Raw genomic sequence first — 17,765 nt, 5'->3', positions numbered from 1 at the left:
TGCTCCCTTGCAGGCTGGGAAAAGCTTATCTGCAAGGGCCAAGAATTTTCTTGCAATCTCAGCGCCGGAGTGACATTTATTCGCAGATTATTCGAATCAAGAAGTTAAAAACGAAGGAATCTGCACACGATGAAGCTGGACAGCATCGACCTGCGTATCCTCGCCTGCCTCAGCCAGGACGGACGCATGAGCAACCAGGACCTGGCGGAAAAAGTCGCGCTGTCACCCTCGGCCTGCCTGCGTCGCCTGCGCAACCTGGAAAGTGAGGGCATCATCGCCGGCTACGGCGTGCGCCTGGACACCGCCAAGCTGGGCATCGAAGTGCAGGCGATGGTCAGTGTCAACGTGCGCCAGGACATGGACGGCTGGCACGAACGCTTCATCGAAGCCGTGCAGCACTGGCCTGAAGTGGCCGACGCCTTCATCGTCACCGGCTCCAGCAACTACCTGCTGCGCGTGCGCGCGCGCAACCTGGCGCACTACACCGATTTCATCGTCAACCGCCTGCACGCCAGCCAGGGGGTTACCGACATTCGCTCGGACATCATCCTGCAAAGCCTCAAGTCGCGGGACAACCTGCTCGACCTGGTGCGGCCGAGCCAGGGCTGAGCCGGAACCCAGGCGCCCCACCATGGTCTGCTGGGCATCGTTCACGAGAGACATGCCATGGGCAATACTGCAAAGCGCGGCTTGAACCGCCTGATGGTGCTGATCCAGGTGGCGCTGTTCATCGGCGCCTGCGCCTGGGCCGGCGTGCTGATGGGCATGGGCGGTATCTTCAGGCATGGACCGTTCGTCAGCGTGCTGCTGGTCACCGTGCTGATCATGCTTGCCACGCTGATCCACGAAGCCGGGCACTGGTTGGGGGCGCGCCTGGCCGGGATGCCGGTGTTGCAGGTGCAGGTCTTCCACCTGGCGATCCAGCCCCAGCGTCGAGGCTTGCGGGTGCGCCTGAAGGGCGTGCCGCGAAGCCTGGGACTGAGCGGCTACGTGTTCGCCGCGCAGCGTCCGGACCAACCGGTACGCGAGTCGCTATTGCTGTTCGTCGTCATGGGGCCGTTGGCCAACCTGATCGCCGCCGCCCTGTGCCTGATCCTCGCTGTGCTGGGTGGCTCGCTGATCGGCGTGCTGCCGGGCTTCGCGCTGATCAACCTGGGCATGGGTCTGGCCAACCTGGTGCCGACCTGGGGGCGTAGCCAGAGCGACGGTTTCAAGCTGCTGACCTGGTGGCGGCGGCCGGACCAAAACGCTGCCGACCTGGCCTACACCCGTCTGCTGGCGCATTACGTCGCTGGCGTGCCGGCCGAGCGGCTAGCGGTCGAAGACATTCAGGCACTGGCCGAACAGCCGATGCCCATGCCGCTGATCGCCCTCTCCTATCAGATCTATGCCCGGCAAGCACTTGAAGACTGGCCGGGTATTCAGCAACTGGACAGCGCGCTGCAAGCGATGCTTGACGCCCATAGCAAGCAGTTGCTGCCCGTGGCCACCAGCATCGCGATCATGCAGCGCGACCTGGCCTACAGCCGCGCCTACTACACCCAGGACGCCTCGGCGCTGGACGCGTACGGCCGCAACCGGGATGTGGACTGGTTCGCCCCGTCCCTGGCACCGCGTTGCGACGCCCTGCGCGCCGCGTTGCAGGGCGATGTGCCGAGCATGGAGCGCCATCTGGCCAAGGCCTTGCAACTGGCGCGCAACCATGTGGCGGGCGGCTATGCGGCACTGGAGGAGCAACTGGCAACACAGATCCGCGAACGGGCCCGCACGCACCCGGCAGAGGCTCAGCCCGCCGTCGCCTGAGCCGCCCGCACGCGTTGCAGGCAATTGATCAGGTGCAGGCGCATCGCCGCGCGGGCCCCGTCGGGGTCGCGGTGCGAGATGGCGGTGTAGATCTGCTCGCGCTCGCGACGACACGCCTGGCGATGCAGCTCGGCCAGCTCGGGCGGCGGGGTCACGCCGACCTTGAGGGTATTGCTCATGTGGGTCATGGCATCGATGAAGAAACTGTTGCCCGTACACAGCACGATCAGCAGATGAAAGCGGAAGTCGGTGGCGATGCTGTCCTGAGCGATACGCGGCAGCGCATTGGCCTCGTCCAGCGCGGTGCGCAGCGTTTGCAGCTGCTCGGCGCTGGCGCGCTGTGCGGCGATGGCTGCGGCGTCCACTTCAAGGCTCATGCGCAGCTCGATGAAAGCCACTTCGTCGTAGGCCGGATCACGGTCATGACGCCCGACCTGAAACGCGCCGGGGCCGGTGGTATCGACCACGAAGGTGCCGATGCCGCGCCGGGTTTCCACCAGCCCTTCGGCCTGGAGCCGCGACATGGCTTCACGCACCACCGTGCGGCTGACCCCGCGTTCCTGGGTCAGTGCCTGCTCGGTGGGCAGCTTGCTGCCAGCAGGCAGTTCACCGGCGAGGATTCGACGCGACAGATCAAGGACCAGCTGCTGGGCCAGGCTCAGGCGTCGCTCGGGGGGAGAACTGTCCATGGGAAGGATCCATTGAGATATCAAATTGTCAGCAGTATAAGCGCAGCTTCGCGTCCGTTCGCACTATAATCCTTGTCCAAACCAGCCAGAGCATACCCATGCCGGACCTCTCCGCCCCAGCTGCCAACAAACCTCGCCGGCTCGCCGAAGCCCTGGTCGAACGCTTTGCCCAGCGCATGCGCGATGGCGCTCTCAAGCGTGGCGACAAGCTGCCGACCGAAGCCACCATCATGCAGGACGAAGGCGTCAGCCGCACGGTGGTGCGTGACGCGCTGTCGCGCATGCAGGCGGCCGGGCTGGTCGAGACCCGCCACGGCGTCGGCACCTTCATTCTCGACATGCCCGCCCCGGAAGGCTTCGCCCTGGGCCCGGCGACCATCGTGCAGCTCTCCGACGTCCTCGACCTGCTGGAGTTCCGCCTGAGCCTGGAGGTGCAGGCCGCCGGCATGGCCGCCGAGCGTGCCACGCCTGAAGCCCTGGCAGAAGTCGAGCAGGCGCTGCACGCCCTGCTGGAAGGCCCGGAAAAATCCGGCAGCACCACCTACGCCGACTTCCAGTTCCATCTGCAGATCGCCAAGGCCTCGGGCAACCATTACCTGATCGACATCATGAAGCACCTGGGTACCAAGCTGATTCCGCGTACCCGGATGAACTCGGCCTACATCGGCCAGAGCAATCGCAGTACCTACCTGGCAGGCATCAACGCCGAGCACCAGCAGATCTTCGACGCCATCGCCAGCCGTCACGTGGATGCAGCGCGCGCGGCCATGTTCCTGCACCTGAGCAACAGCCGCACTCGCCTGCGCGAGGCCCAGCAGCGCCAGGCCTTCTACAACGAGTGAGGCCGCGGGCGGCTCAGGGCGCCGCCGGTTCCACCTGACTGAAACTCAGGCCCTGGCTGTTCTTCACCTGCCAGGGCTGCACATCGCCGGTTTCGCTGAAGCGCACCGCGTCGAAGCGCGAGTCCTTCAACCCATCGATCTTCGCCTGTGCCGGGCCACTGAAGCGCACCCGCTCGAACACCAGGCCCTGGTGAAAGGCGTCGTGGGCACTGTCACCCTTGACCTCGATGGCCGCGCCACGCGCATTCTCCACGCTCACATTGCTGACCCGAATGTCGCGGAACTGACCGGCGATGGTCGAGCGCTGGTAGTCGAGCTTGGCGTTGGGGTCGTGGTAGTCGAGGGTGAAGATGAACGCCTGCTTGACCGTGTTGCGGATTGCCGAGTCGCGGAAGGTGACATGGCGTGCGCCGCCGCCCATGAAGTTGGTGCTCTTCATGCGCAGCCCGGCATCGGTGCCGTCCGAGACGTTGTCTTCAGCCAGGATGTTCTGGATCCACGCACCGGTATGGCTGCCGGCGACCACCATGCCATGGCCCTTGCGGAAGTAGTTGTTGAAGATCCAGGCATCTTCCTGGGGTTTCTGCTTCACCGCCTCGGCGCCGGTGCCAGCGGCGAAGTTGACGCAGTCGTCACCGGTGTCGAAGAAGTTGTTGAAGACCATCGCGCCACGGCTGTTGGCGAACTCGATGCCATCACCATTGTTGGCGTCATAGGTCTTGTGGGTGGTATTGGCCAGCACCACGTTTTCGGTTTCCAGGTTCATGATGCCGTGGAACGCCGGGTTGACCACGGTGAAGCCACCATAGAAGACGTTCTTCACATCGCGCAGGGTAATCAGCGAAGAACGCATCTGACCGTAGGCATCCTTGACGTTCATGCCTTCGGCCACCGCACGTTCGACCTGGGCCTTGGCCAGTATCCCGTCGTGCAGGTAGCGGCTGTTGTCGCTGGGCAGATAGAACGGCAGGCGCTGGCCGCGCTCGTCGACCACGTCGTCATTGCGTTTCCAGCCGTTGCCGTCGAGGGTGCCCTTGCCGACGATGCGGATGTTCTCGAAGGCCTGGTGGCTGCGCGGGTCACGTGGCAGCGCGTTGATCAGCGAGGCCGGGCGCACGGTGGTCGAATACGGGTATTGAATGTAACCCTCGCGCGGGTAGTCCTCGGCACGCTCCGACCCGAGCAGGGTCGCGCCCTCGGCGATCTCCAGGGTCATGTTGCTCTTGAGGTACAGCGCACCGCTCTTGTAGGTGCCAGCCGGCAGCAGCACCTTGCAACCGCGTGTGCATGCATCGATGGCGCGCTGGATCGCGGCGGTATCCAGGGTGCTGCCGTCGCCCTTGGCGCCGTAGCGCCTGACGTCGAACACTGCAGGAACCGGCGTGGTGCGCTGCACCAGCACCGGGCTGTCGGCCGACTCCTTGCCGTCACGGCCGACCGAACGCACGGTGAAGCGGTACTCGGTGTCAGGCGTGAGGCCCTCGGCGGTGTAGCTGTGGATGGCGATGCGGTGATGAAAGCCGCGCGTGTCCTGCTCGTAGAAGCGGTCGATATAGGGCTTGGCTGGCGACACCCGGTCGTTGTTGGCATTGGCACTGCCCAGCCGCTGGCCGTTGGCATAGACGTGGTAGTCCTGGATGTCGGCATGGGCTTCGGGCTTTTCCCAGACCAGGATGATCTGCCGGTCATCGAAGGCCAGGGTCGGCACCTGCAGCCTGGCCGGCGCCTCCAGTGCCCAGAGCGGCAGGCTGCTGCCCATGGCCAGGGCGGCGACGATCGAACCAGCCAGGCCGCGCCTGGCAAGGAATGCAGTGAGGGGTGTTGCTATCGGCATGTTGTTGTTTTCCTTGTGGTTGCCAGTCATCGCACCGGGGTTGGGCCGAATCCGCTTCAGCCTTGCCCGGCGGCGTGTGCGAGGTAATGACGGCGGTTGACGAAGGTCTCGCGCGGCATTTCCCTCACGTCCATCGATACCGCCTGCACCTGCGGCAGGCGTGCCACCAGCGCGCCGACGGTGTCCAGTGCCAGGGCACGGCGCTGATCCGCACTGCGCCCCGAGAGAATCTGCAGGGTCACATGGACGAAATCGTCCTGGGTGGCGCCGCAGCGGTAGTGTTCGTACAGGGCCAGACGGACCTTGATGTCACCGGGGGTGAACAGCCCACTGGCGTCGATGGCGTCGTGGACGGTGCCCAGCAGGGTCTGCTCGCCCACCGCCCGGGCCAGGCCGGCGGGGCATTCGATGATGCAATGAGGCATACGCTTTCCTCGCGGACCGTCATCGATCCGCCGATGGGCGGGGCCGGCGCGTGACGCCATCCCCGCACAGGGACAGGGGTGTTCAGACGGCGGCGCGCACCGGCTCGGCGCTGAAGTCGCGGCTGGCCTGCACCAGCATGCGGGTGTACTCGTGGCTCGCCTGGTCCTGGCTCAAGGCCTGGCTGTCGAGGCGCTCGACGATACGCCCGTGCTGCATCACCGCGACCTTGTCGCACAGGTGGCTGACCACCCCCAGATCATGGGTGACCATCAGGTAGGTGAGCTTCTCGCGCTGGCGCAGGTCGGACAGCAGGTTGAGGATCTCGGCCTGCACCGACACATCGAGGGCTGAAGTCGGTTCGTCGAGCAGCAGCACCCGGGGTTCGAGGATCAGCGCCCGGGCGATGGCCACGCGCTGGCGCTGACCGCCGGACAACTGGTGCGGGTATCGATAGCGGAAGCTGTCGTTGAGGCCGACCTTGTGCAGAATGTCGTTGATGCGCTCGTCGCGCTCGCCCATGCCGTGGATGGCCAGCGGCTCGCGCAGCGCGGTATCGATGGTGTGGCGTGGATGCAACGAACCGTAGGGGTCCTGGAAGACCATCTGCACCTTGCGAAAGTGCTCCTTGGGAATCTTGTGCTGCAGCGGCACGCCGGCAATGCTCAGTGCCCCGCTCCAGTGCCGGTACTGACCGGCCAGGCAGCGCAGCACGGTGGTCTTGCCGGAACCGGACTCGCCGACCAGACCGAACGACTCGCCGTCCTCGACACTCAGGTTGACGTCATGCAGCACCTGGTTCAGCGCCGGGCCGACACCAAAGCTCAGGTTCAACGATTGGGCTTGGATCATGGACATGGTCAGTTTCCTCAGCAGGTGAGCCAGAGCGGGTCGCGCTGCAGCACAGGCAGGCGCGGACGGCGGTTGTCCATGCTCGGCAAGGCGGCCAGCAGGCCACGGGTATAGGGATGTTCGGCGCGATGCAAGTCACTGGCGGCCAGCGACTCGACCACACGCCCGGCGTACATCACCAGCACGCGGTCGCAGTAGTTGCGCACCAGGTTGAGGTCGTGGCTGACGAAGATCAGCCCCAGTTGCTGCTCGACCACCAGCTCTTCGAGCACGTTGAGCACCTGCTGGCGCACCGAAACGTCCAGGGCCGAGGTGGGCTCGTCGGCGATGATCACTTCCGGGTTGGTGATCACCATCATGGCGATCATGATGCGCTGGCCCATGCCGCCGCTGACTTCGTGCGGGTACAGGTCATAGACCCGCTTGGGGTCGCGGATGTGCACTTTCTCCAGCATCAGCAGCACCCGCTCGCGGGCTTCGCTGCGGCTGGCCTTGTGGTGGGCCAGGTAGGCTTCGGCGATCTGCTCGCCGACACGCACCACCGGGTTCAGCGAGTACTTCGGGTCTTGCATGATCATCGAGATGCGCTGGCCACGGATCTTCTGCATGGCCTTTTCGCTGGCGGTCAGCAGGTCGACGTCGCCGAACTGCAGGGTGTTGGCGGTGATCTGCGCACTGGCCGGGTGCAGCTTGAGCAGGCTGCGCCCGACCGTCGACTTGCCCGAACCGGACTCGCCGACGATGGCGAGTTTCTCGCGGCCCAGGGTGAAGGACACGTCACGCACCGCATGCATGACTTTCTTGCCGTTGACGAAGCGCACGTTGAGCGAATCGACGATCAGTTTTGGATTGGACATGGGGCCTCCGGTCATTCGCTACGTGGATCGAGGATGTCCCGCAGGCCATCGCCCAGCAGGTTGAACGCCAGGCTGACCAGCATGATCGCGGCCCCCGGCACGGCGACCAGCCACCAGCATTCGAGCATGTAGCGGCGACCGGTGGAGATCATCGCGCCCCACTCCGGCAGCGGCGCCTGCGCGCCCAGGCCGAGAAAGCCCAGGGCGGCGGCGGTGAGGATGATGCCGGCCATGTTCATGGTCAGGCGGATGATCACCGACGACAGGCACATCGGCACGATGTGGCGCAGGATGATGCGCGTCGACGAGGCGCCCTGCAGCTCCACCGCCACCACGAAGTCGGCCTTGCGCAGCGACAGGGTCTCGGCCCGCGCCAGGCGCGCGATCGGCGGCCAGGAGGTCAGCGCGATGGCGACCACCGCATGCTCCAGGCCAGGGCCGAGGGCGGCGATGAAGGCCAGGGCCAGGACCAGGCTGGGGAACGAGATGAAGATGTCGGTGATGCGCATGAACAGCGTGTCGACGAAACCGCCGAAGTACCCCGAGACCGTACCGATGAACAACCCGATAGGGCCGACGATGACGGTCACCAGCACGATGATGTACAGGGTGATGCGTGCGCCGTACACCAGGCGGCTGAAGATGTCGCGGCCGTATTCGTCGGTGCCGAACCAGTGCGCGGCCCCAGGCGCCTGCAGCGCCGCGCCGAGGTTCTGGACCACCGGGTCGTGGGTGGCGATCCATGGCGCAAAGGTGGCGACCACGATCAGCAGCAGCGCCACCAGCAGCCCGGCCAGGGTCATGGGGTTGCGCAGCAGGTGGTTGAACACCCGCAGGCTGCTCTTGTACAGCGCCTCCATGCTGGAGGACGGTGCGTGTTCGTTCTTGTGCTTGGCAGCTGATTCGGAAGAAGACATGTTGGCAATCATCGGCATGCTCTCGATGGGGAATCATGGCCACCGGAAGCGCCCGCAGGCGCGCCCGGCGGGATTCAGCGTTGTTTGTACACGCCCAGGTAACGGGTCGCCTCGGCGTCATCGCCGGTGAAGCCCTTGACGTCTCTGGCGCTCACCGCGGTGTCGGTCATCTGCGAAACGATCATGATCGGTCCGGCCAGCTGGTCGTAGCGCTGCTGCGCTTCGTGGTACAGGGTCAGGCGCTTGGCGGCGTCACGCTCCACGCCCAGGCGGTCGATCAGGTCGTTGAGCTGGCGATCGAAGAACGAGGCGCGCCAGCCCTGGAAGTTGGGCAGCCCGGCGTTGTCGCTGTTGTCGGGGTTGTAGACGAAGGTGCGCAGGCTGAAGTACGGATGCGGGTATCGCTCCGCACCGCGGGCCACGATCATCTCGAAGTTGCGGGCGCGCATCGCGCCATAGACCTGGTTGCCGGTGCCGGTGACGATGCTCGCCTTGATGCCACCCTCGGCCAGGGTCGCCTGCATGCGCGCCGCGATGTCGATGAACGGCGGCTCCGACAGCGTGCGGATGGTGGTGGTGAAGCCCTGCGGGTAGCCTGCCTCGGCCAGCAGGGTCTTGGCCTTGGCGACGTCCAGGCGATAGCCGGGGTCGGGTAGGCGCGCCTCCAGGCCCAGCTGCATCGGCTGCTGGTTGAGCTTGCCGTAGTGCGGCATCACCTGCTCGTCGATGCCCTTGTAGTCGATCAGGCTGCGCACCGCTTCGCGCACTTTCTGGTTGGCGAACTCCGGCTGTTTCATGCTCATCGCCACGTAGTACATGGTGCCGCGCTGCAAGGCCTGCACCTGCAGCTTGTCCGACCCCTCGATGGCCTTGATGTCCGGCGCGGCCATGCCATAGGCCAGGTCCAGATCACCGCGTTCGAGCATCAGACGCAGCGACTGCGACTCGGTCATGTGCCGCACCAGCACACGCTTCATCTTCGCCGCGCCGGCCCAGTAGCCGTCGAAGCGGGTCATCACCAGCGCGTCGTTGGCGCTCCATTTGCTCAAGGTGAAGGGACCGCTGCCCGCTTCGTTGGTGACCAGCCAGGCAGCACCGAGGTCACCGTTTTTCTCGTGTTTGAGCGCCAGCACGCGATCCACCACCACGGCGCTGGGTGATACGGCCAGCGAATCGATCACCAGCAGCGGGTTGACCGGCTGCGGCAGGTCGATCACCAGCGTGTGCGCATCGGTGGCACGGATCAGCCCCTGGATGTTCTCGGCACTGTAGCCATAGGCCTTCCAGGTGGTGGCCAGGCCGAAGTTGAGTTTCATCACCCGGTACAACGACCAGGCCACGTCTTCGGCCGTGAGCGGGTTCCCGGAGTGGAACTTGACGTCGCTGCGCAGGTGAAAGGTGATCTGCGTACCGTCTTCGCTGACGCTCCAGCGCTCGGCCAGTTGTGGCAGGTGCCGGTCGGGGTTGCCGTTGTCACGCTTGATCAGCGTGTCGTAGAGGTTGGCGTTGATCCCGGAAGCATCCAGGCCGGGCGCGTTGGCCGGGTCGATGGAGAACAGGTTGACCATGCTCATGCCGACGATCAGTTGGTCAGCCGGGGTCTTGGCCTGTACGGCAGCCATCGGCCCCAGAGCCAGGATCGCACCGAGCAGGCTCATGCGCAGGGAAGGGAATACAGTCTTCATGGAGTCGTCCTTCTTTTTATAGTTATTCGTGTGTTCGGGCTGGCGCGGGGCTCAGCGGGTCCGTGGGTCGAACACCTTGTAGAGCGCGTCACTGATCAGGTTGAGGGCGACGAAGATCAGGCCGATCAGCAGGACACAGCCCATCACCGCGTTCATGTCACCGAGCATCAGGCTGCTGGTCAGGTACTGGCCGAAACCGGGCCAGGCAAACACCGTCTCGATCAATACCGCGCCTTCGAGCAGCGAGCCGTAGGCCAGCGCGACCACCGTGAGCAGTTGCACGAGGATGTTGCGAAACGCATGCCCCCACACCACCTGGCGCCGCGACAGGCCCTTGACCCGGGCGGTGATGATGTACTCCTGCGAAAGTTGTTCGAGCATGAAGCTGCGGGTCATGCGGCTGATATAGGCCACCGAGTTCAGGCCCAGGATCAGCGCAGGCAGCACGATGTGCCGCAGGGCGCTGGAGAAAGCCTCCCAGTCGCGGGCCAGCGCGGTGTCGATTAACAGCAGCCCGGTGACTTCGGTCACCATGCCGTCATAGGCCAGGTCGATGCGCCCGGCGCCGCCGGCCCAACCCAGCCAGGCGTAGAAGATCAGCAGGCCCATCATGCCCACCCAGAAGATCGGCGTGGAATAGCCGAACAGGGTGATGACGCGAGCCACGTGATCGCCGATGCGCCCCTGATTGCTGGCCGCTACCACGCCCAATGGCAGGCCGATGAGGATGCCGAAGAGAATGGCCAGGGTCGCCAGCTCGATGGTGGCGGGGAAGACGCGCTTGATGTCCTCCAGCACAGGATGGCCGGTGAGCAGCGCATCGCCGAAGTCACCGTGGGCCAGGTCGTTGAGGTACAGGCCGAACTGTGCCCAGATCGGCTTGTCCAGGCCCATCGAGCGGTACACCTGCTCGTAGGTGGAGCTGTCGGCGTCCGGACCGACCACGGCCAGTACCGGGTCCAGCGGCATCACCCGGCCGATGAAAAAGGTCAGCGCCAAGAGGCCCAGCAAGGTCACCAGGACGGTGCTGGCCCGGCGGGCGGTCCCGGATACGCGGGTGCCCAGGGCAGAGGCAGTCGAAACAAACATAACAGGCTCCTGAAAAAGCGTTATCGGTCACCAGGGCGTGAGGGGCGCGCACGCCCCTGCCCGCTCAACGCGACTTGTAGACGTCTTTGTAACGAGTGGTGGCCGCCGTGTGGCCCTGATAGTCCTGCACGTCGTGGTAGACCATCACGGTGTCGGTCATCTGCGACACCGGCATGATGGCCCCGACCTGCTCGTCGAGCTTTTCCTGGATCTGCTGGTACTGCGCCCGTTGCCGGGCCTTGTCGGGTTCGACCTCGGCGGTTTCGATCAACTGGTTCAGTTCCGGGCTGTAGAACGAGGTGCGCCAGCCCTGGAAATTGCTCAGGCGGGCTTCGTCACGGTTGTCCGGGTTGTACACCAGGGTACGCAGGCTCGAATGCGGATGCCGTTCGGCCCCTCCGCCGCCCCGCCCTACCAGGATGTCGAAACTGCGATCGCGCATGGCGCCGTAGATCTGGTTGCCGGTGCCGGTGATGAGGCTGGCCTGAATGCCGGCCTGTGCCAGGGTCGCCTGCAGGCTGGAAGCGATGTTGACGAACGGCGGCTCGGTGAGCACCCGGATGGTGGTCTTGAAGCCCTCGGGGTAGCCGGCTTCAGCCAGCAGCTTCCTGGCCTCGGCGACGTTGAGGGTATAGCCGGGATCGTCCAGGCGTGCAGGCAGGCCCAGTGGCAGCGGCCGCTGGTTGAGCAGGCCATAGTGCGGCATCACCGTCTGGTTGATGCCCTGGTAGTCGATCAGCGAACGCACCGCCTTGCGCACCCGGGCATCGTCGAACGGTTTGCTCTTCACGCTGAGCGCCACGTAGTAGAGCGTGCCGCGCTGGACGGTCTCGGCGCGTACCTTGTCGGATTTCTCCAGGGCGGCGATGTCCGGCGCCGCCATGCCCTTGGCCAGGTCGAGATCGCCGCGCTCGATCATCAGGCGCAGCGACTGCGACTCGGTCATGTTGCGCATGACGATGCGCTTGAGCTTGGCCGGCCCTCCCCAGTAGCCCTCGAAACGGCTCATCAGCAGCACGTCGTTGGCGCGCCAGTCGTTGAGGATGAACGGGCCGCTGCCGGCGGCATGGGTGGTCAGCCAGGCGGCGCCCAGGTCATCGCCCTTCTGGTGCTTGAGCACTTCCTTGCGGTCGAGGATGAACGCACTGGGCGAGGTGGCCAGGGTGTTGAACACCAGCATCGGGTCGGTGGGGCGCGGCAGTTCGACGACGAAGGTGGAGTCGTCGGTGGCGCGCATGTGCTGTTCGACGTTGGCGGCGGTGAAACCGTAGGCCTTCCAGGTCGAGGCCAGGGCCAAGTTGAGCTTGAGCACGCGTTGCAGCGACCAGGCCACATCCTGCGCGCTGAGCGGGTTGCCCGACTGGAACTTCACGTCCTTGCGCAGCGTGAAGGTGAGGGTCTTGCGGTCATCGCTGACCTGCCAGCTTTCTGCCAGTGCGGGTTTCAGGGTGTCAGGCTGCCTGACATCCTGAACCAACAGCATGTCGTACAGGTTGGCGTTGATCTCGGAGACGTCCAGACCAGTGGCCGCGGCCGGGTCGAGAGACAACAGGTTGATCATGCTCATGCCGACGATGAGCTGGTCGGCAGGCGTCTTGGCGAATGCGGCAGGCAGCGAAGTCAACGCCAGCGATGCGGCGAAGGCGCCCGCCCAGAGTTTCGGGATAACGTTCATGTGAGTAGCCTTTTTATAGTTATTGGACTCTCGGGCGACACGCATCTGGCGCGTGTCGCCATGGACGAATCAGAAGCTTTCCAGGGTATTGGTTTCGACGTAGTTGAAGTTGATGTCTTCACCCAGGCCAGGCTGGTCGGACAGGTGCACGAAACCGTCGGCATCCATCGGGTCGACCAGGCGATTCAGGTAGGCCGGCACCTCGTCGTAGTCCAGGAACGGGTGCAACAGGCCGCGCTCGTACCAGGTGCAGTTCTTGATCGCACCGACCACTGTCAGGTTGGCGGCGCCGTTGCCGTGGATCTCGCAATCCATGCCGAACGACTCGGCCATGTGCGCGACCTTCAGGCACGGAGCGATGCCGCCGACACCGGCCACGCCGGCACGCAGGATGTCACAGACGTCGTTCTTCACCCAGCTGGCACGACTGAGGTGCTTGCCGCCCAGGCTTTCCGGACCAAGGATCGGGATATCCAGCTGGCTGGCCAGCCAGGCGTAAGACTCGGCCGAGTCTTCCATCATCGGTTCTTCGAACCAGGCGAAATTCAGCTTCTCCAGGGCCCGGCCGATGGTCAGGGCTTCGGTGCGGCTGTACCAGTGATAACCATCGATCATCAGCGCGATGTCTGGGCCCACGGCTTCACGCACGGCGGCGCAGGCCTTGATGTCCATGCTGACGCTCGGCGCGAAGGACACCGGCGGCATCCAGGTGTGCAGCTTGATGGCCTTGTAGCCACGCTTGACCAGGGTCTCGGCGAAGCGGCCGTACTCCTCCGGTGTGGACAGACCACCGGGCAGCTCGTCGCCACACATGGTCGAACCGTAAGCCGGCACCTTGTCGCGGTAGCCCCCGATCAACTTGTAGACCGGCAGCTTGAGCTTGCGCCCGGCCCAGTCCCACAAGGCTTGTTCGACCAGCGCCAGAGCGCGATCGGTCAGTTGGCTGGCGCTGCCGCGCTGCCAGTGCGCCAGGTCGTGCCAGATCCTTTCGCGATCGAAGGCATTGGCGCCCACCAGCACCTTGCGCACGAAGTTATCCAGCACGTAGGGGCGAATCAGCTCAGGCGCACCCAGTGCGTAGCCTTCGTTGCCGCATTCGGTGCGGATACGCAGCAGGGCCATCCTGGCCTGGGTGACATCGCCGGGGTGGGCATGCCCGGCGCTGTCGACTGCACGACGCGTGGGGTAGGAGAAGATCTGGACGTTCACAGCAGTGATGATCATGGACATTGAGCCTTTTTCTTGGATTTGTGGCGGGTGTGTCACGCTCTGCGACGGATCCTACGTCATCATACAACTTTTGAAAAGCGCCCCTCGCAAACTTTTCAAAAACGCCCCCTCACGCACAAAAACCTGGCCAACCAATGGTCAATCGCCCCTGCCAAACCAGACAAAACCCATGAAACGCGCTAAATAGAGCCACCCTTCACGTGGTATGACAACATCTCAAGAAATCGTAGACAACCCCATGGTTGTACGATAACTTATCGCGAAATTTCCCACGGAGAAGACCTACAACCGCCCGACTCGCCGCTCTGTCTCATAACGTCCTCAACAACAACAAAAAAGAAGATCGCATGAACACAACACTTCGCAGCCTCATCGCTGTCAGCACCCTCAGCCTGTCTTTCTATGCCTGCGCGGATTCCGCGAGCATCAACTACCGCCACGGCTTCACCGAAGACGACAGCATGCACTCCGACCGGATCAAGCTCAGCTACCGCATGGACAGCGGTCTGGGGTTCGCCGCCGAGATCAAATACAAGACCGCGGGCGACCGCGAAGACGTCGCGTACGACAACATGGTCAACAACGGCCATGAATTCACGGTGGACTACAACTACAAGTTGAGCCCCCAGTCGACGCTGACTCCGGCCTTCCAGATGGACAGCTCCAAGGACGCCACCACCTACAAGTTCGGTCTCAAGTACAGCTACAAGATCTCCGACACCTGGTACGTCGCCACACGTGTACGCCAGGACGCCCGGAGTCTCGACCGCGACCTGATCGACCGCAGCAAGGATGACCGCGCCAAGGACAACCAGAACACCACGCGACTGGAAGGCTGGCTGGGCTATACGCCCCAGGGCCCATGGGCATTCGAATACCAGTACATCCATTTCGAGACGGACTACATCCGCTACGACAACAAGAAGAGCGACTACGAGCAGAACCTGATCGTCAAGTACAGGCTCAACAAGCAGTGGTCGCCCTTCATGGAGGTGGGCGACATCAAGGTCAACTCCACCACCGACGATCGCCAGGCCCGCTGGCGGATCGGCATCCAGTACAACTTCCTGTGACACCTCGCCGCCGGGCCGCCCTCAGGGTGGCCCGGCACCGTTTCGCTTCCCCGCCACTGCGCAAAGGTTCCGCCATGACTCAGACCGCCACGAGCAAACCCTTCAACCGCCTCCTGCTGACCGGCGCCGCCGGCGGCCTGGGCCAGATACTGCGCGAGGCGCTGCAGGCACATGCCGACGTCGTGCGGGTTTCCGACATCAGCCCGCTGGCGCCCGCTGCCGGTGAACACGAAGAGGTCCGGCCCTGCGACCTGGCCGACAAGGCCGGCGTACTGGCGCTGGCCGAAGGTGTGGATGCCATCGTGCACATGGGCGGCATTTCCACCGAACGTGCCTTCGAGGCCATTCTCGAAACCAATATCCGCGGCACCTTCCACATCTATGAAGCGGCCCGCAAACACGCCATCAAGCGCGTGATCTTCGCCAGCTCCAACCACGTCACCGGCTTCTATCGCCAGGACGAGCCAGTCGATGCGCACTCCCTTCGCCGCCCGGACTGCTATTACGGGCTGTCGAAATCGTTCGGCGAAGACCTGGCGACCTTTTATTTCCATCGCTACGGCATCGAGACCGTAAGCCTGCGCATCGGCTCATCGTTTCCCGAACCGCGCAACCTGCGCATGCTCAGCACCTGGCTGAGCTACCGCGACCTGGCTCACCTGATCGAACGCGCCCTGCTGGCGGAGCATGTCGGTCACACCGTGGTGTACGGGATGTCGGCAAACCGCGACCTGTGGTGGAACAACCGTTATGCCGCGCACCTGGGATTCAATCCGCAAGACAGTTCCGAGCGCTTCCGCGAGAAGCTGGAACAGCAACCCAGGCCGGCTGCGGATGACCCGACCGCCCTGCTGCAAGGCGGCCCGTTCACCGCTGCAGGGCCCTTCGACTGAAACCACGCCCCCCCCTCTCGCAAACCGAAGGCGGTCACCCAGACCGCCCTCCTCCCACCAGACCACCCCAGCCACCTCGTGCATCAGCCAGCACACCGCCGAACATCAGCGAGCTGCGCTGCGCACCACCGCGACACCGATTCTGCGGTCGAGCGAGCCTCTCCTTCACGCACAACGCCGCCACAGAAGACCGGCACGTGTCTCGAATTCGCTACAGAGCGTCATAGCGACCTATGCCATCTCAAGCGCAGCGCATCCTCGCTGCAGGCCAGCAGCATTCGGCTTCGCACTCGTCGCGTTCGAACCATGAAGCGACTTGCACCGCAACGCCGATGAGCGGGCGCCGTCCCGCCAGACGGCATGCCGAGACGGCCTGCACGACCCGACACCTGTAAAGACCCACACTTCACCACTCGATTTGAGAATCCCCTTTATGATGCGCAACGCAACTTCCCTGATGCTGGCCGGCGGCATGCTGATGACCGGACACAGCCTGGCTGGCGACTTGTTGCTTTGGCAGGACAACAGCCTGACCTACCTCAACGGCATCGACTTCAAGGTCGACCCGCCCCGGCAACAGACCGTGACCTTCGAACACGCCAGCGGCTGGAGCTTCGGCGACCTGTTCCTGTTCGTCGACGGCATCCACTACAACACCGAAGCGACCAACGCCTCCGGTGATGACCGGACCTTCTACGGCGAGATCAGCCCGCGCCTGTCGTTCGGCAAGATCAGCGGCAAGGACCTGTCGTTCGGCCCGATCAAGGACGTGCTGCTGGCCGCCACCTACGAATTCGGTGAAGACGACACCGAGAGCTATCTGCTCGGCCCGGCGGTGGATCTGAACATTCCCGGCTTCGACTACTTCCAGCTCAACACCTACTACCGCGAGACCGATGGCAAGCGCCATGGCAGCGGGGTCTGGCAGATTACCCCGGTGTGGAGCTACACCATTCCCGTGGGCAACTCCGACCTGGTCATCGACGGCTTCATGGATTGGGTGGTGGACAACGACAAGAGCTACCACGCCAACCTGCACTTCAACCCGCAGATCAAGTACGACCTGGCCAAGGGCCTCGGGCTGGGCAAGAAGTTCTATGTGGGCGTGGAATACGACTACTGGAGCGACAAGTACGGCATCAAGGACAGCCAGGCCTTCGCCACCGACCAGAGCGCCATCAGCTTCCTGCTCAAGGCACACTTCTAAGTACCTGCGCAGGCAAGCGACCCCATGACCAGGAAGGCTTGCAACGCAAACATGCGAGGCACAGGGCCGAAAACGCACCAAACGCCTGCGCAACACATCTTGAGCAGACCTTCCAGGCATGCAGCCTGGCCGCGCACATCAACGTCAACCGCCTGAAAGGGGTAGCGCCCCGCCAGGCTGGTCGCCGTACACCGTCGACCTTGATCAGCACGCGGTCGGGCGCTTGTGCCGCGAATGAAAAAGCAGCGCGCAGCCACCGGGATCATCGCCAGGAAGGGTTCTCGGTGTGGAAAGCAGAAATGAAAAAAGGGACCGAAGCCCCTTCTATCTATGGTTTACCAAGCCGAGTGATGCTTGCGAAACCTGAATTTGGAGCGGGAAACGAGACTCGAACTCGCGACCCCGACCTTGGCAAGGTCGTGCTCTACCAACTGAGCTATTCCCGCTTGTGACGACCCGTCGAGAGCGACGAGTCGTTGAACCTTCATGAGCCTCGCAAGGCTCATAAAAAAACCCCGATATGCTCGGGGCTTCTTTGCCCTGAAGCCGCAAGGCTTCAAACGCCAAATCTGGAGCGGGAAACGAGACTCGAACTCGCGACCCCGACCTTGGCAAGGTCGTGCTCTACCAACTGAGCTATTCCCGCTTATTGGCGTCCCCTAGGGGACTCGAACCCCTGTTACCGCCGTGAAAGGG

16 protein-coding genes and 2 tRNA genes are annotated in these 17,765 nt (G+C 63.8%); 6 read left to right on the top strand and 12 right to left on the bottom strand.

Annotation, left to right across the window (positions count from 1 at the left end; all coding sequences use genetic code 11):
• Positions 1–129: 129 nt before the first annotated feature.
• The gene (locus tag QZ497_RS01720) at positions 130–609 is read left to right on the top strand and encodes an Lrp/AsnC family transcriptional regulator (RefSeq protein WP_295470524.1); all 480 of its coding nucleotides are present in this window, start codon (positions 130–132) and stop codon (positions 607–609) included.
• Positions 610–666: 57 nt separating this feature from the next.
• A complete protein-coding gene (locus QZ497_RS01715) occupies positions 667–1,803 on the top strand; it encodes a M50 family metallopeptidase (RefSeq protein ID WP_295470522.1) in 1,137 nt (378 codons plus the stop codon).
• Here QZ497_RS01715 and QZ497_RS01710 read toward each other — a convergent pair.
• Complete coding sequence (locus QZ497_RS01710; RefSeq protein WP_295470520.1) at positions 1,785–2,492, bottom strand: FadR/GntR family transcriptional regulator; 708 nt, start codon at positions 2,490–2,492, stop codon at positions 1,785–1,787. The two genes, QZ497_RS01715 and QZ497_RS01710, sit on opposite strands and share 19 nt — an antisense overlap.
• A 98-nt stretch (positions 2,493–2,590) precedes the next feature.
• Here QZ497_RS01710 and QZ497_RS01705 point away from each other — a divergent pair, with 98 nt between their 5' ends.
• On the top strand, positions 2,591–3,334 hold the full coding sequence (locus QZ497_RS01705) for a FadR/GntR family transcriptional regulator (protein ID WP_295470519.1): 744 nt from the start codon (positions 2,591–2,593) through the stop codon (positions 3,332–3,334).
• Positions 3,335–3,347: 13 nt separating this feature from the next.
• Here the strand turns inward: QZ497_RS01705 and QZ497_RS01700 are convergent, their stop codons facing one another.
• From QZ497_RS01700 to QZ497_RS01660, 9 genes are all read right to left on the bottom strand, one after another.
• Positions 3,348–5,093 carry a glycoside hydrolase family 28 protein gene (locus QZ497_RS01700; protein WP_295470561.1) on the bottom strand — a complete coding sequence of 582 codons (1,746 nt, stop codon included), beginning with the start codon at positions 5,091–5,093 and terminating at the stop codon, positions 3,348–3,350.
• 131 nt (positions 5,094–5,224) lie between these two features.
• Positions 5,225–5,593, bottom strand: a complete 369-nt coding sequence (locus QZ497_RS01695) for a 5-carboxymethyl-2-hydroxymuconate Delta-isomerase (protein ID WP_295470517.1) — start codon at positions 5,591–5,593, stop codon at positions 5,225–5,227.
• 82 nt (positions 5,594–5,675) lie between these two features.
• Entirely contained in the window at positions 5,676–6,449 is a 774-nt protein-coding gene (locus QZ497_RS01690; protein WP_295470516.1) for an ABC transporter ATP-binding protein, read from the bottom strand.
• An 11-nt stretch (positions 6,450–6,460) separates the two neighbouring features.
• A complete protein-coding gene (locus QZ497_RS01685; RefSeq protein WP_295470515.1) occupies positions 6,461–7,300 on the bottom strand; it encodes an ABC transporter ATP-binding protein in 840 nt (279 codons plus the stop codon).
• A gap of 11 nt (positions 7,301–7,311) precedes the next feature.
• Positions 7,312–8,229, bottom strand: a complete 918-nt coding sequence (locus tag QZ497_RS01680) for an ABC transporter permease (protein ID WP_295470514.1) — start codon at positions 8,227–8,229, stop codon at positions 7,312–7,314.
• A gap of 62 nt (positions 8,230–8,291) precedes the next feature.
• Complete coding sequence (locus QZ497_RS01675; RefSeq protein ID WP_295470512.1) at positions 8,292–9,902, bottom strand: ABC transporter substrate-binding protein; 1,611 nt, start codon at positions 9,900–9,902, stop codon at positions 8,292–8,294.
• Positions 9,903–9,953: 51 nt separating this feature from the next.
• Positions 9,954–10,991, bottom strand: coding sequence for an ABC transporter permease (locus QZ497_RS01670; protein WP_295470510.1), 1,038 nt, complete (start codon positions 10,989–10,991; stop codon positions 9,954–9,956).
• A gap of 64 nt (positions 10,992–11,055) precedes the next feature.
• The gene (locus QZ497_RS01665; RefSeq protein WP_295470509.1) at positions 11,056–12,666 is read right to left on the bottom strand and encodes an ABC transporter substrate-binding protein; all 1,611 of its coding nucleotides are present in this window, start codon (positions 12,664–12,666) and stop codon (positions 11,056–11,058) included.
• A gap of 69 nt (positions 12,667–12,735) precedes the next feature.
• On the bottom strand, positions 12,736–13,890 hold the full coding sequence (locus QZ497_RS01660; protein ID WP_295470507.1) for a mandelate racemase family protein: 1,155 nt from the start codon (positions 13,888–13,890) through the stop codon (positions 12,736–12,738).
• 353 nt (positions 13,891–14,243) lie between these two features.
• On the opposite strand from QZ497_RS01660, the gene QZ497_RS01655 reads away from it, so the two are divergent.
• The 3 genes from QZ497_RS01655 to QZ497_RS01645 all read left to right on the top strand — a co-directional run bounded on the left by QZ497_RS01655 (position 14,244) and on the right by QZ497_RS01645 (position 17,069).
• On the top strand, positions 14,244–14,969 hold the full coding sequence (locus QZ497_RS01655) for an oligogalacturonate-specific porin KdgM family protein (RefSeq protein ID WP_295470506.1): 726 nt from the start codon (positions 14,244–14,246) through the stop codon (positions 14,967–14,969).
• Positions 14,970–15,043: 74 nt separating this feature from the next.
• On the top strand, positions 15,044–15,862 hold the full coding sequence (locus tag QZ497_RS01650; protein WP_295470504.1) for an NAD(P)-dependent oxidoreductase: 819 nt from the start codon (positions 15,044–15,046) through the stop codon (positions 15,860–15,862).
• A gap of 433 nt (positions 15,863–16,295) precedes the next feature.
• A complete protein-coding gene (locus QZ497_RS01645) occupies positions 16,296–17,069 on the top strand; it encodes an outer membrane protein OmpK (protein WP_295470502.1) in 774 nt (257 codons plus the stop codon).
• 370 nt (positions 17,070–17,439) lie between these two features.
• On the opposite strand, the gene QZ497_RS01640 is transcribed toward QZ497_RS01645, so the two are convergent.
• Positions 17,440–17,515, bottom strand: a tRNA-Gly gene (locus QZ497_RS01640).
• Positions 17,516–17,639: 124 nt separating this feature from the next.
• A tRNA-Gly gene (locus QZ497_RS01635) sits at positions 17,640–17,715 on the bottom strand.
• Positions 17,716–17,765 lie beyond the last annotated feature (50 nt).

Source organism: uncultured Pseudomonas sp., from assembly GCF_913777995.1.
Classification (GTDB): Bacteria; Pseudomonadota; Gammaproteobacteria; order Pseudomonadales; family Pseudomonadaceae; genus Aquipseudomonas.
The sequence above is the reverse complement of the archived record's forward strand: the minus strand, read 5'-3'. Positions and strand labels throughout refer to the sequence as shown.